The sequence below is a fragment of the Bartonella rattimassiliensis 15908 genome, assembly GCF_000278215.1.
Classification (GTDB): Bacteria; Pseudomonadota; Alphaproteobacteria; order Rhizobiales; family Rhizobiaceae; genus Bartonella; species Bartonella rattimassiliensis.
Genome location: NZ_JH725069.1, coordinates 51,934 through 68,040 on the forward strand (window position 1 = coordinate 51,934; position 16,107 = coordinate 68,040).

General features: G+C 35.7%; 10 protein-coding genes. 1 reads left to right on the forward strand and 9 read right to left on the reverse strand.

Translation table 11 applies throughout. The features are described from left to right. Window positions 1-805 precede the first annotated feature (805 nt). The 9 genes from MCY_RS07665 to MCY_RS07705 all read right to left on the reverse strand — a co-directional run bounded on the left by MCY_RS07665 (window position 806) and on the right by MCY_RS07705 (window position 14,194). Entirely contained in the window at window positions 806-1,540 is a 735-nt protein-coding gene (locus MCY_RS07665) for a pyridoxine 5'-phosphate synthase (RefSeq protein WP_007347799.1), read from the reverse strand. 83 nt (window positions 1,541-1,623) lie between these two features. Next, window positions 1,624-2,745: an ATP-dependent DNA helicase gene (locus MCY_RS07670; protein WP_007347800.1), complete on the reverse strand. Its 1,122-nt coding sequence runs from the start codon at window positions 2,743-2,745 to the stop codon at window positions 1,624-1,626. Between the two features lie 2,376 nt (window positions 2,746-5,121). Further along, window positions 5,122-6,921: an acetolactate synthase 3 large subunit gene (locus MCY_RS07675; RefSeq protein ID WP_007347801.1), complete on the reverse strand. Its 1,800-nt coding sequence runs from the start codon at window positions 6,919-6,921 to the stop codon at window positions 5,122-5,124. A 253-nt stretch (window positions 6,922-7,174) separates the two neighbouring features. Further along, entirely contained in the window at window positions 7,175-8,047 is an 873-nt protein-coding gene (miaA, locus tag MCY_RS07680; RefSeq protein WP_007347802.1) for a tRNA (adenosine(37)-N6)-dimethylallyltransferase MiaA, read from the reverse strand. Between the two features lie 963 nt (window positions 8,048-9,010). Continuing rightward, window positions 9,011-10,537, reverse strand: coding sequence for a Do family serine endopeptidase (locus tag MCY_RS07685; RefSeq protein ID WP_026088031.1), 1,527 nt, complete (start codon window positions 10,535-10,537; stop codon window positions 9,011-9,013). Window positions 10,538-10,700: 163 nt separating this feature from the next. Continuing rightward, window positions 10,701-11,636 carry a protease modulator HflC gene (hflC, locus tag MCY_RS07690; protein WP_007347804.1) on the reverse strand — a complete coding sequence of 312 codons (936 nt, stop codon included), beginning with the start codon at window positions 11,634-11,636 and terminating at the stop codon, window positions 10,701-10,703. 2 nt (window positions 11,637-11,638) lie between these two features. Next, the gene (hflK, locus tag MCY_RS07695) at window positions 11,639-12,772 is read right to left on the reverse strand and encodes an FtsH protease activity modulator HflK (protein ID WP_007347805.1); all 1,134 of its coding nucleotides are present in this window, start codon (window positions 12,770-12,772) and stop codon (window positions 11,639-11,641) included. 121 nt (window positions 12,773-12,893) lie between these two features. Then, on the reverse strand, window positions 12,894-13,403 hold the full coding sequence (locus tag MCY_RS07700) for a dihydrofolate reductase (protein WP_007347806.1): 510 nt from the start codon (window positions 13,401-13,403) through the stop codon (window positions 12,894-12,896). Beyond that, window positions 13,400-14,194 (reverse strand): thymidylate synthase, encoded by a 795-nt coding sequence (locus tag MCY_RS07705; RefSeq protein WP_019224421.1) that lies wholly within the window; start codon window positions 14,192-14,194, stop codon window positions 13,400-13,402. Before MCY_RS07705 ends, MCY_RS07700 begins: the two co-directional genes overlap by 4 nt. Window positions 14,195-14,412: 218 nt before the next feature. On the opposite strand from MCY_RS07705, the gene MCY_RS07710 reads away from it, so the two are divergent. Next, a complete protein-coding gene (locus MCY_RS07710; protein WP_007347808.1) occupies window positions 14,413-15,720 on the forward strand; it encodes an MFS family transporter in 1,308 nt (435 codons plus the stop codon). Window positions 15,721-16,107: the final 387 nt, after the last annotated feature.

Consider the following 16,107-nt stretch of genomic DNA (forward strand, 5'->3'; position numbering starts at 1 on the left):
TACAACATGAATCCCACGAAAAAACGCCAGACACAAAAGCATGAAACAACGCATCAAGCTTCACTTTTAAAAAAACATTGCCATGAATACTTTATATTAGACATAACTATTTTATTTTACTTGCTGTTTAAATCCATAAGCCGAATTAAAGGGAGATGGTCAAAATGAAAACTAACTTTCATCTTTGTATCTTCACGTTCTCCCTAAATAGGTTGTATTCCCACTCCAGAAATTATGCAAACAACGATACACAATACACTTATTCCTCATACAAAAACTAATATAGCCTGTAAAACACTTAAGCATCTCAATCTTTGTTTCAAATATGCCGCCCCCCTGGAATTAAATATTGTTTTACTGGCAAAATTACATGTGAATATATCTTATATCATCCATGAATGATTTTCATTATACTATTCACAAGTCAACGCTGTCAAATGAGCTCAAATATATCGAAAGATATCTTTTAAATACCTTGAATTAAGCTCAAGGCAAGTTTTTGCACTGACTCATTAAAAATTCTACGACAAGCCTTTATAAAAAAAACACTTTTAAAACCTTATATTCCTTCGCAAAAAATTATAGTTAAGAGGATTTGGCAAAATCTCCTCATAAGGGATGGTAAGAATAAAAAAGCATCTCATCCACTAAAAAAGACAACAATAAAAAGCCACCAATAAACAAAACGGCAATAACATACTTATAATGCATGCGAAGAGTGCTTGAACATATATAAAATTGTTTTTTAGATAAACTAGAAAAGCTTTATAAAAATTCCTTTTCCTATTTTATGGAAAGCAAAAGGTTACGATAATAACCGGATAAAACGTTGAACAGTATCATGCATTCCATACTCTAATGCATCAGCAATAAGCCCATGGCCAATAGAAACTTCATCAAGCCAAGGAATATTCTTGATAAGAACCGGAAGATTCATAACTGTCAGATCATGCCCAGCATTCATACCTAACCGTAACTCTTTAGCCCTTTTTGCTGCTAAAATAAGTTTATTTAACTCTTGCTCTTGTTTTGTTTTGTCCTGAAATGCACCACCATAAAGTCCAGTGTAAAATTCCACACGATCAGCCCCCATTGCTTTAGCAATATCAAGACCATCAACCGTAGGATTTGCAAAAAGCGATACACGAATCTTTCTTTTTCTCAAACGCTGAATAACAGGTGCTAAAAACTCTGCATCATGAGCAAAATTCCAACCATGATCAGACGTTGACTGATCTGGATCATCAGGAACAAGAGTAATCTGATCCGCATAGTTTTCAGCTATATCTAAAAACCGATCACTTGGATAACCTTCAATATTAAATTCAGCAGTAGGAAAAGTGTTCTTTATTAAACAGTATATATCTAACAAATCCGCAAAACGAATATGCCTTTCATCGGGGCGCGGATGAACCGTTAAACCTGCCGCCCCAGCGGCAAGCGCTATATGCCCAATATGTTTGATACTTGGCCATGGAAGATTACGTCGATTGCGCAAAACAGCAACAGCATTAAGATTAACCGAAAGTTTTACCGTCATACCCATTTCCATTTTTCTATAGTCTGTAATAAGATAGAAAAATGGCATCTTCCATCTGAAATTCAGATGATATACATATTTTTCTATCGAACAATCGTTAAATTCTCTGCTGCACGCGTAATTCCCGTATAAAGCCAGCGCGCATACATATCACGAAATGCAAAACTTTCATCAAACAAAATGACGTTATTCCATTGAGAACCTTGCGCTTTATGAACAGTTAACGCATAGCCGTAATCAAAATCATCATATCGCTTTCTTAATTGCCATGAAATTTCTTGATCAGGATTTTCAAACACTGCTTTTAAAACTTTAATTTTTGCTATCCCGCGCTCACTGTCTTCTGGTTTCACAAGAAGGTTAATGCTTGGTTTAACTGTCTCTTTTTGTGAAGTCATCACCTTCCATAAAGAGCCATTCAACAAACCTTTAGGAGGATCATTTCGCAAACATACAAGCTTATCTCCCGCTTGCGGATAATCTGCTGTAAATCCCTTTAACACACGCAAACGCTGATTATAAAGATGGCGAGTACGATTAATCCCTACCAATACCTGATCAGCATCCAAAACCAATTGTTGATTAACCTCTTTACGTGTAACAACGCGCGCTTTTCCGTAGTCGCCATAAGCAATCTCACGTCCTTCACGCACGTCCATAGCAAGCCGTATAATTGGGTTATCCCGCGCTTGTCGATGAATTTCTGAAAGAAGAAAATCTGGTTCTCCATTAGAAAAAAAGCCTCCCCCTGATATAGGAGGCAATTGATCTGGATCACCAAGAACAAGAATTGGTGTCCGAAAACTCATTAAATCACGCGCCAACTGTTCATCAACCATCGAGCACTCATCCACAATAATGAGTTTAGCTTGTGCAGCAGCACTTCTTCGATTCAATGTAAATGTTGGAGCAATAGATTTTTTTCCTGTGATTTCATCGGAGACTTCTTCTTCCCCACGCGGACAATAAATCAGAGAATGAATAGTACAAGCGTTGCTTGCACCTTTAGAACGCAAAACCTGCGCCGCCTTACCTGTAAAAGCAGCAAACTGAACAGAACCATCAACTGTCTCTGCGAAATAGCGTGCAAGCGTTGTCTTGCCCGTTCCCGCATAGCCAAAAAGACGAAAAAGAGGAGAACGCCCTTCTTTCAACCACGCGGCAACAGCCTTCAATGCATTATCCTGTTCCGGCGAAAACTGCATTATTTATCAAGATAAGATTCGCATAAAAAGAGCAAGCTTAAAAAAAATACGATCACAAACATTGTCGTTCAAAATTTCGGTTCATAGCATCTAATAACTTTCACAGTGCAATTACCAAGCATTATCAATAAGTTTCATAAGAAACATTTCAATAATCTAACTTTTAACTCCACATAAAATATGTATCACTTCTTTTGAAAAAAACTATTATATATTAGATAATATATTGATTTAAAATGATAATTTATTGTTTTGCATGTTGAATAAGAAACCTTCATATCGTAAGATTCTTTCATTTCAAACCCGTTTCATATTGAATCAATAAAACTATTCTCTTACCCGTCACAAGCGGAGCTTGCGTATAGGTAATATAATACAATGATAAAAGTGCCTCTTATGAACCATCTCAAGTGCCAAGATTTAGAACAAAAGGAGCCAACAAAAGTGTGTGATAGTGCCAGATTGCTCCTTCATAAGATAAAGACGGTAATCTACAATGTTATAATTGTTGTAGTTTACGAGGCTTTTACGTTACACTATTCACAGACATCATTACGAAGAGGACTTAGTGCATTAAGAGATATTTCTATAAAACAGCACGTAAATTGTAACTCCATGGCGTTCTGTTCTGCATGAAGACTCGCAATCAATAAGGCAAAATATCCTATTTTACAGTAAACATGAATATCCAGCTTAATACAGATGCTTCTATTACATTACATACAATTAGCATTTTAAAAATGATTAAAAAACAAAACCTGAAGTAAATAAAAATTCTTCACTCAAAATTTATCTTTAGATACCAAAGAGTACAATTTTACACGCTATATAGATTTCACGGAAAAATCACCTCACTTACACATAAAAATCAAGCCAACCACCGCAAAAAATAAACCAAATATATCAAAAAGATAAAGAATATTTTTTAACAAAAACAACAAATCGAATAAACAATCTCAATAAAATCCACCTACTCCAGGAAGTATCCCATAAACCCTTTCTTTTTCTCTTCAATCCTTTCAACAAATCAACAACAGACAAACTATATCTTAGTGGATTGAAAAGAAAATAATCACATCACGTCCTAGCGGAACACAGCCCATAAATGCGTTTTATCTTATATCTAAAATCGGTATCAGAATTTCAAAAATAGCTCTCAAACTAAACAAATTATGAATTTTTTAAAATATACATCAATGAAACTTTGCTTTCAAAAATGTAAAACGTGTATGCTTAAACCTCGCATCCCTCATCGTAGTTTCTAGAAAAAAACAAATTACCCCTTATTTTTATAAAAAAGCGTAAATCCATAGAGATCTATTTTATATAAAGAAATCAAAAAGAAACATGTCATAGCTTAACATAAAATAAAGCCATAAAAATATAAGAAAACACTCAAAACTTTTCTAAAAATCTTCGATAGTTCTTAAAGAAAGAATTACATAGAAACTTTAAAAAAATAATCTAACCTTATGAATCAAAAGAGTAGTTCTCAAAAAAATATTGTTTTCCAATTGAAATAGAAAAAACGTTGAAAATATTTATCAACAACAGGCTGTTCACAGCTATAAATAGATCTGAACAAACTGCAATTCTTCTATATATAGGCTTTGGGGTATAGTTTAGATCAATAAAAAAAGACGGATAAAATCACTCATTAAAAAACAGAAAAAACATAAATTTCAAATAAATATATCTTTCTTCTAATTTAAACTAAAAAATATGCAACAAACTTGAGTCCTAATCTCTATAACGCAAAACACCTTAGACTAAATAATGAACAATATGTCATTGCAAGCAAAAATTTTAACTTCCTCCCTGCCTGAACAGACAAAGATTTTTAATGCCACCGATCCTACAACAATCTAAATCCCCTTAAACAGCTTTCTCTTTCTAACTGCTTTATGTGCCTAAACTAATAGATAATATATTTATTAATAATAAATCAAAAGGTTATATCGTATTAATTAAAGTTATTTCTTTATATATCACAAGCAAAATTGTTGTAAAAAAACTATTAAAACAAGGAATAAAAATGTTTCTTATAAATAACCTGTGTGCAAACCTATCACAACATTGAGAGCTAGCAAACAATATGGTGATGTAGGCTTATCCTTTCATAAACTCTACAAATAAATCTTAAATTTTACAGCTAAACCTTGCTTTAGGAATATCCATCACGCCATCTTTTTAAAAATCATATGTGTAAGGTTTTATATGCCTTATACCACTATAAACAGTCTTTTTTCCAATACAACGAAATAAAAATAGTCTCTAAAAACGATAAAAAATATCTCCTCAAATGAGGGATAGAAGGACAATTGAAAAGCAGTAACGATCGTAAAATCCCTTCACGATTTAGTTAATATATTCATTTTATACAAGAAATTTCCCCTCAGAAGAAATAGCATTTGCAATAGATTCTTCGCTTGCTTCATCAGGTAACAACATCTCATTATGAGCGCATCCCGATGGGATCATGGGAAAACAATTTTCCAAATGATAAACACGACAATCGAAAAGAACAGGCTTATCACAATCAATCATTTTCTGAATTTTATCATCAAGTTCATCTGGTTTTGAACAATGAATCCCTACGGCTCCATAAGCTTTTGCTAATTTCACAAAGTCAGGCATAGATTCCGTATAAGAATGAGAAAGACGATTACCATGCAGCAATTGCTGCCACTGGCGGACCATTCCCATATACTGATTATTCAAAATAAAAATTTTCACTGCTGTATCATGCTGAATTGCTGTTGCAAGTTCTTGAATATTCATCTGAATGGAAGCATCACCAGAAATACACAAAACAAGCGCATCAGGATGTGCTATTTGAACACCTATAGCCGCAGGAAGACCATACCCCATAGTTCCAAGACCACCAGAAGTCATCCAATGTTTTGGTTCATCAAAATGATAATACTGCGCTGCCCACATCTGATGCTGTCCAACATCCGTTGTAATATAAGCGTGAACATCTTTGGTAAGAGCATACAGCCGTTCAAGAGCATATTGTGGCATAATAACATCTTTTTTTTTCATATATGCTAATGAATTACGCGCTTTCCAATGATTAATTTGTGTCCACCATGTTTTACGACTTTCTTTATCGAACTTTGCTTGATGCATATGCAAATGTTGCATTATATCTGCCAAAATATGTGCCACATCACCAATAATTGGAACTTCTGCTTTTACGATTTTATTAATTGAAGAAGGATCAATATCAATATGAATAATACGCGCATGAGGTGCAAATACATCAAGGCGTCCCGTAATACGGTCATCAAATCTTGCTCCAATAGCTAGCATGACATCACAATCATGCATAGCCATATTAGCCTCATAGGTTCCATGCATTCCCAGCATTCCCAGCCAATTTTTGCCAGAAGCAGGATAAGCACCAAGCCCCATGAGTGTTGAAGTAATCGGAAAATCTCCTAATTGCACTAAATTACGCAAAAGCTGTATAGCTTCCATCCCCGATGAAATAACTCCGCCACCAGAATAAATAACAGGACGTTTTGCCTCAACTAAAAGAGAAACAGCAGATCCAATAGCCTTAGTATTCCCTTTCAACGATAGAGAAGATGGCAAAGACTCCTGAACTTGAGGTGCTCTATAAAATCCTGAAGCAAATTGAACATCCTTAGGAATATCAATCAACACCGGTCCTGGACGCCCTAATTGAGCAAGAGAAAAAGCTTCATGAATAATTTCCGCAAGATCATTGACATTTTTAACCAGCCAATTACGCTTCGTACAAGGTTTTGTAATACCAACCGTATCAGCTTCTTGAAAGCCATTTGTTCCAATTATCGTTGTCGGTACCTGACCAGAAAAACAAACAAGAGGTATAGAATCCATGAGGGCATCTTGCAAAGGTGTAACAGCATTTGTTGCACCTGGACCAGAAGTTACAAGCATAACCCCTACTTTTCCAGTACTGCGCGCGTAACCTTCAGCCGCATGCCCTGCTGCTTGTTCATGGCGTACTAAAATATGTTGGAGTATATTTTGATGATAAAGAACATCAAAAATAGGTAAAACTGCCCCACCAGGATAACCAAAAATATGTTTAACCCCTTGATCTATAAGAGCCTGAACCACTATTTCAGCTCCTGACATTATTTTTCCATCTGTACTCTCTTGCTGGCTTGGATTATTTCTCATTTTCCCCACTTACCTATTTAATAAGACAATAAAAAAACTAACAGAGCCCACAAAAAAAGGCCCCGAAGGAGCCTATTACACAACGTATATTGTATGATTACCCCCCATTATTCCAATACATAAAATATATAAAAACACTCCTTATACCCCTTACAGAGGGATTTTTAATTCTAATGATATCATTCGTCAATAAAAAATTCCTTCTTTACGAATTATCTTGCACAACTTTTCTGCGAAACTCCAGTTTTTTTCATCAAGAAGTAAGCATCCATTCCTCATCAAATTGATGACGAAACCATGTCATTTGTCTTTTTGCATATCTCCTCGTTTGTGTTTTTACCGCTTCAAGAGCATTTTCGAAGCTTCTATATCCATCCAAATAAGCTATAAATTCAGGTATACCAATGGCCTTCATCGCTGGTAAAGAAGAAGAAAGCATAAGATTCTTCATGGCCACCACCTCTTCTAAAGCACCTCTTTCAATCATAGAATCCAAACGTTTATGAATGCGTTCATAAAGCAGAGAACGAGGTGGCATGAGAAGAATTTTTTCTGCAAAATTCGACGTAATGAGAGGCGTTGTTTTTTGCTTCTGCCACCAACTGAGCTTCTCACCGGTTGCATCATAAACTTCCAAAGCACGGACAATACGCTGTCCATCTTGCGAAGAAATCTTTTCAGCAACAACAGCATCAATCTGTAACAAGTGGCGATAAAGACTTTCAGATCCCTCTTTATTAAGCAGCAAACGCCATTTCTTGCGCACAACATCTGGAACATGAGGGATTTCAGAAATCCCCTCCAAAAGAGCACGAAAATAAAGCCCCGTTCCCCCCACAAAAATAACTGATCTCAAAGGAAACGTGGCCAATAATTGCTCAACATCACACAACCATTGTCCTACCGAATAATTCAAAGTAGGGCTCACATGACCATAAAGATAATGTGGAACAATTACGGTATCAATCTCCATCGGCCGTGCCGTTAAAATATTTAAAACGTCATAAACCTGCATTGAATCAGTGTTAATAATGAGAGCATTTCTTTCTTGAGCCATTTGCAAAGCAAGTTCTGATTTCCCACTTGCTGTGGGCCCTGCTATCAATGTAATAGTTCTCTGTGTCATGAATAGCAATTCCTACCAATCAGCAACTTATTGCAACATGCATGACTGGCTGCAAAGCTCCTTTATTTTCTCTCCATCATCATAAAGTAAAAACTTTAAACAAAAATATGAAAAAAATTTCTTTTTAAGACAAAGAAAATCCTATGAAAATTATAAAAAAGAAAAAATAAATTTAATAACAACATCAAAGAGTATTCAAAACATTTTTTGCTATCATAATTTGACAATACCCACAGCTATAATAATTCTGTCCGTTAAGCCATTAAAAAACACTCTTTGTCATTATTTATGAAAATAATACTGAGTTTAACTTATAAAATCAAATATCTTTATTTTTTCTATAAAAACAGCATGTTACTCTGATTTATAATAAGATCATCAGAAATTATCTTCTTCATGCTCTTGTTTTTATCACTGTTTTTTCATTCATCACTAAGAAAGGTATAAATATATAACTTATTGAGGGATAATATGATTCTTTTTTCAGGATGACTTTTTCAAACTGAAGTAAAAAAACGTTGTCTATAGCACGATGTTGAAAATCCCATTGGGTAACACATTATTATAATGGCATTTTGCAATTTAATTGAGAGTCACCAATTTCCTATGATTTCTTTATTTTTTCCTTCTCATAAAATATCATATCAATACCATTGATTTGCACATCAAAAACAAAGAGGAAAATCGACTGAAGAAAGGTGTACAAATATCTCTTATACAGCATTTAAAAGCCTAAGCTGTTGGCAAGATTGAGAAATGGCAAATACTGTACAGTGCCAATACTATAGCGGTGCCAACTTTTCTTTTTATTCAGCGTAAAAATACAATAGTTTCCAATGGATTTTATGTTACACAATCCATATTCTATTGTGAAATGATCCTAAATATTAGAGATTACATGCCTGAATTGCAAAATACCCATATATTAAGCCTGATAAAAAATAAAAATCTAATTTTCAAACATCAATCCATTAGGATCGTTACGAATCGTAACTCTCCATCTGGACGCGCTACGATAAATAGAGCATTTTTGCGTCCAGCTTCACGTAATTTATGAATACGTTTTTTAACCTCATCAATTGTTGTGACAGAACTTTGATTGATATCAACAATCACTTCACCAACGCGAATACGCTTTTTATCCGCTGCACTATTTTGTGTAACAGATGTCACCACCAATCCTTGAAGCTTATCTGAAATTGAATAACGATGCCGCAAATCCTCTGTGAGTTCAGATAAGGTCATTCCCACAAATTGCATTGTCATGTTTTTCGACAGATCATTGTTTTTTTTATTATCAACACCTTCTTCTGTATCTTCATTTGCATCTGTTTCAATCAAACGTCCAAGCTTCACTTGTACTGTTTTTTCTTGCCCATTTCGTAAAATAGTAACTTCCATCACCTTTCCTTCTGAGCTCTCTGCAACTAAACGCGGCAAATCACGCGCATGCTTAATTTTAGAATTCCCAAAAGAAAGAATAACATCTCCAGTTTGCAACTGGCTATTATCGACATTATTTTCTTCCGTATGCTCTATTTTACCAGCCACCAATGCTCCTACAGCATTATTCAGTTTTAAACTTTTTGCAATATCCTCTGTCACTGGCTGAATACGAATAGCTAACCAACCACGCCTTATTTCTCCAAAATCACGCAATTGATTAATAACAGAAAGAGCCATATCTGATGGAATAGCAAACCCAATACCTATAGATCCTCCAGAAGGTGAAACAATTGCTGTATTAATGCCAATAACTTCACCATTTCTATCAAATAACGGACCACCAGAATTGCCCCGATTAATCGCTGCATCTGTTTGAATAAAATTATCATAGGGACCAGCATTAAGATCACGGTTACGTGCAGAAATAATGCCAACCGTCACACTCCCACCAAAACCATAAGGGTTACCAATAGCCATCACCCAATCACCAATACGCGCCTTTTTTGAGTCACCAAAACGCACAGCTTTCAATTTTTTATTTCCTGCATCAACTTGAAGCAATGCCAAATCAGTTTTGCTATCCTTACCAAGAAGCTTTGCCTTTAATTTTGTACCATCCGTAAAATTAACTTCAATATCATCAGCATCAACGATAACATGATAATTTGTAACAATAATCCCTTTTTGTGCATCAATTACAAAACCAGATCCCAAAGAACGCACCTTTTGGAATTGGCCATCTTTCTGACCATCTTTTGGTGTAAAAAAGTCGCTAAAATATTCCTCCAACAATGAATTTTTTGGGATAACGGGTACGGAAGCATTTTCATCCTGTTCTGTTCCTTCAACAGTCTGTGCCGTAGAAATATTTACAACAGTCTCCAAAAGCTCAGAAGCTAAATCAGGAATAGAAAGCAGTACCTTACTTGTTTCTGCACCCCAAGAAAAACTCGCTGATCCTGATAGAAAAAAAATCCCACAAAAAACAACTTTTGTAATAAAAGACTTTAAAAACGTATTTTTACTCACGACACTTCTATCCATGACATGCATTTAATCAAAGCCGTAAAAAGCCTTACTCAATTTATTATATAAATTATTATACAAAATCAGTATGACTTAGCATATTCTTACATTCATCATAAAAATAAGCAGCTATAGAACATACTCCTTATACGAAATAGTATCCTCAATATATCGGTTTCATCTATTCCCCAGCGGATTTTGAATCAGTTTTGCTCAAACTAGGACTCATTGTTGATGAAAGTTTTTCCTTTGCTTGCAAGGAATTTCGAAAATAGAAAAAGAAATCTTCATTTGGCGAAATGACCATCGGCATTTTTTCTAAATTCTTATACTGTTCCATTGCTAACCAAAAGTCATAAAAAGATGGATTAGCTTCCCGTGCATTCAATAAAATACGAATGCTTTCAGCCTGTCCTTCACCCCGAGTAATTTCAGCATCACGCTTTGCAGCTGCCACAATCTCTTCATATTCACGATTTGCTTCTGCTACGATACGATCTCGTTCTTGTTGCCCACGCGCCCGAATATTTTCTGCAGCAGCTTCCCGTTCAGCAGCCATTTGTCGATAAACATCTTCTGAAACAGCATCGGTTAAATCAGTTTTTCGAATACGTACATCAACAATAGTAATACCCAGGGAACCTGCATCTATCGAAAATTGCCGTTGCACCTCAGCCATCATCGCACCTCGCTCATCTGATAAGGCTGCTTTAAATTCTCGCTTACCATAAACAGCGCGCAAAGCATCAATAAAACGGGGAGCAAGATTTTCACGTGCTGCAATTTGTGGACGCCCTGATGCAATACGTTGTAAAAACATTTTTGGATCCGTAATACGATAAATAAAGAACGCATCCACCTCATAATAAGCACCACCACTAACTTGCACAGATTGCGTAGGAACATCGTAACGCAACAACCGATTATCCACTACAATCATCTTATCCACAAAGGGCATTTTCACATAAATTCCAGGGTTAGACTCTACCTTAACGATTTGTCCAAAACGCTTAATTGCCACTTGTTGACGAGGATAAACAATAAAAAGTGACGTCCATAAAATGATTAAAAGAACCGTTAGGCTACTAAAAATAAACAAAAAACGAGACTGCTGCATTATTAGCGACCTCCAGAAATATGAGAATCCAAGAACGATGTAGAACGTGCTGATGGTTTTTTTACTTTTTCTGATAAATTGTTATGCAGCAATTCGTTCAAAGGAAGATACGGCACCATTGGAGAATTAATTTGATCGAGAAGCAATTTATTTGGTGAAGAGAAGATACGCCCCATCGTCTCCATATAAAGGCGATAACGTGCAGCCTCTGGGGAAATAGCAGCCTCACGTGCTATAGCTTGAAAACGTTCAGCACGACCTGTTGCCTCTTCAACCATTTGTGCTTTTTCACCTTTTGCGATTTCCCGTGTACGGGAAGCTTCACCATTTGCTAAACCAATTTTCGTAAAACGCACACGATTTCCTTCTTCAATCATTCTCCCGCGTTCTTGTTCTGCCTGCTGAACAGAATTAAACGCAGCAGCAACCTTAGTCGGAGGAGCAGCTTCACTGATCGATACACGACTTATTTCGACACCGAGCTGATATTTATCGACAGTCAACTGGGTAATCTTTCTCACATCGTTAGCAACTTCTTCTTTTTTATCGCGTAAAACATCATCAACAGGTCTTGAACCAATGACCTCTCGCATTGCACTTTCAGCAACCTGACGAACCGTTCCTTCTTGATCATTCACATTAAATAAAAATTGTCCTGGATGTGAAATGCGATAGTAAACAGAAAAATTGACATTAACAATATTTTGATCACTAGACAGCATTAAACCTTCACTTTGCTGTCTTTGTCCAGGTTGCCCACCAATCGCGATTGTTTTTTCAGTCAAAGGCACCTTCATATAGGTCTCAATTGGCCAAAAGTGAAAATGCAACCCATCACCGATAACTTCCTCCTTAGGCACACCGAAACGCAATTCTACTGCTTGCTCATTTTGTTGGACAATATAAAGTGACTGATAGAGAAAAAAACACACAACAAGCAGAAGGAACAAAACAAAAAATCCCTCTCTACTAAATTGTTTAAATTGTTGCTGCCCTTTACGCAAAATATCATCAAGATTGGGACCATTTTCCCCCCCAGAACCAAAAAGATTCTTAGGAGATGTTTTTTTGTCACCACTGTTTTTATTTTTATCGCCACTCCAAGGGCCACCACCATTTTGATTTGTCCAGGGCATTACCACCTCTTTAACTCATTACCATTCATCAAATATTAACCATTCATTTAAATCTTATAGGGTTTCTTTATCTCGCTACTATGCAACTGATAAACTCTTACACTTTAAATATCACAAAAAATCATTTCCGCTCATAAACAACAAAACGTGTTTGATGATTATCTTTATCCCCTTTTGGAATATCTTGTGTTTGCACAATAGTCCATTTTTCTTTATCAAAAACAGGAAAAAAACTATCACCTTTCATAGAAGTTAAAACTTCTGTAAGGAATATTTTATCAGCCATATGCAATCCTTGCTGAAAAATTTCACCACCACCAATAATAAAAATTTCCTCTACATCATTTTGGGAAGCAATGCTTGTTGCAAGAGAACAAGCCTCCGGCAAAGAGTGAGCAACAATAGCCTCTTCAACCTTGAAGGTATAATTACGTGTAATGACGATATTTGTACGCCCTGGTAAAGGTTTTCCAAGAGAATCCCAAGTTTTCCGCCCCATAATAATAGGCTTACCCAACGTCAAAGCTTTAAAGCGTTTCAAATCTGTTGATAAATACCAAGGCATAGCACCTTCACGACCGATAACACCATTTTCTGCAACAGCAGCAATTAAACAAATGGAAATCGTCATATCGCTACCGGCGCTTTAATATGGGGATGTGCTTCATAATTAAGCAATTCAAAATCCTTAAATTGAAAAGAAAAAAGATCTTTTACTGTCGGATTTATGCGCATATATGGCAAAGAATTTGGTATACGTGACAATTGACATTTTGCCTGTTCAAAATGATTAGAATAAAGGTGAGCATCCCCTAGAGTATGAATAAACTCACCTGCTTTAAGGCCACTTACTTGCGCAACCATCATCGTTAACAATGCGTAGGACGCAATATTGAATGGAACACCTAAAAAAATATCTGCCGAACGCTGATAAAGCTGACAGGATAATTTACCCTCAGCAATGTAAAATTGGAAAAAACAATGGCAAGGAGGCAAAGCCATTTCCTCTATTAATGCAGGATTCCAAGCTGCTACAATCAAGCGACGAGAATTTGGCGTTTTCTTAATCATCGTTAAAAGATTTTCAATCTGATCGATATGACGTCCATCAGGAGCAGGCCAAGAACGCCATTGATAACCATAAATAGGACCAAGATCTCCTTCTTCATCAGCCCATTCATCCCAAATCGATACATTATGCTCCTTCAACCACGCGATATTTGTTTCACCTCTAAGAAACCACAAAAGTTCATAAATAATTGAACGTAAATGCAATTTCTTTGTTGTCAACAATGGAAATCCCATTTGTAAATCAAAGCGCATCTGATACCCGAAAATAGACCGAGTTCCAACGCCCGTTCGATCTGTACGATCAATACCTTGGTTTAAAACATGGGATAAAAGAGTCAAATACGATTTCATATGGCCATTATGTCTGATTCTTCTAATTATAGAAAATAAAAACTGTAAAGCTATATAAATATAACTCAAATCTTTTTCCGTAAACATATTACACAAGAAATTATCATGATCTGATTAAAATTTTGATACAAAAGATAAAATACTATAGACAGCTTCTTAAGAAAAGAACATAGAGGAATAATGAATAAAGATGGATGAACGTAAAAAAGGGATTAACTATGGAAAAACAAGAATCTTTAGCACCACATGATACAAGAAAACGTGTTCTTTCGATCATATCGAGTGCATCAGGTAATCTGGTGGAATGGTATGATTTTTATGTTTATTCTTTTACATCTATTTATTTTTCCTCACAGTTTTTTCCTTCTGATGGAGATGTTGTTACCGAACTTTTAAAATCTTCCATTGCCTTTTTTATTGGCTTTCTTATGCGTCCAATTGGTGGCTGGCTTTTTGGTTTTATTGCGGATCGTTATGGACGTAAACGCTCTTTACTGATTTCTGTTTTTATGATGTGTAGCGGTTCTTTCCTTATTGCCCTCCTTCCTACCTATGAAACAATTGGAACGACAGCAGCAGTTTTACTCGTTTTACTTCGTATGATTCAAGGACTTTCCGTTGGTGGTGAATATGGCACCACAGCAACTTATATGAGTGAAATTGCTCTTAAAAAACGTCGTGGTTTTTTTAGCTCCTTCCAATACGCTACACTTATTGGTGGTCAACTTCTTGCAAGTCTGGTTATGTTTATTCTTGCCCTCTATCTCACAGAAAATCAGTTAAAGGCATGGGGATGGCGTATTCCTTTTGTGATTGGTGGATGTGGCGCAATTGTGGCAATTTATTTGCGTCGTTCTCTGCATGAAACAACCACAAAAGAGAGCCGCTCTCAACAACATACTGGTAATCTTAAAGAGCTTCTACGTAATCATGGAAAAGCATTCTTTTTGGTTATAGGTTTTACGGCTGGAGGATCACTTATATTTTATACCAGCACCACCTATATGCAAAAATATCTGATCACGACGACCCAATTTGATAAACCCACTGCCAATACAATAATGACTGCTGCACTATTTGTTTTTATGTTACTTCAACCCCTCTTTGGTTCTCTAGCAGATAAAATTGGCACAAAAACTCCACTGCTTATTTGGAGTACCCTCTCCATCATCTTTATCGTTCCAGGACTCAGAATCATTGGTAGTACCGATAACACTTGGATTGCACTCTTAATCATTATTGGAATGCTGTGTATTTTGAGTTTTTATACATCTATTTCTGGTATCGTAAAAGCAGAAATGTTTCCTGCTTCAGTACGCGCTATGGGAGTTGGGCTTTCTTATGCTATCGCAAATGCACTCTTCGGCGGCTCTGCTGAAACTGTAGCACTTCAATTTAAAAAACATGGATATGAATCTCTGTTCCATTTTTACATAATCGGCATAATGATCATTGCTTTCATCGCAATTCTCTTAATGCCAGATGCTCGTAAAAAGGGATATTTACAAGGAGACGATATTCATTAACTTTTGATATTAACAAAAAAGCCCAGAATACTGGGCTTTTTTATATTCACCCTATAGAGTTTTAAAGCAACAATTCTTTTTATTTCCTCAAACACTTTAAAGAAAAAATTTTCTCTCCTGCATATACCGTTTATAAAAATTAAACGGCTTTAAATTATTATATAATAAATGCTTCTTTTGCTGAATCTGGTGTACTGAAAATAGAAAACTTTTGATTCACTTTAGTACTTCCATTCCTCATCGAAATAGAAGCAAAACGATTATCTTTCAAGAAATTTTATCAATAATAGAAAATTACAGACTACTTCATTCTTTATTTAATACATTCTTCAATGGACCCCTTATACAAAACAAAAAACACTCTCATGATATGAATTCTCTCACTTT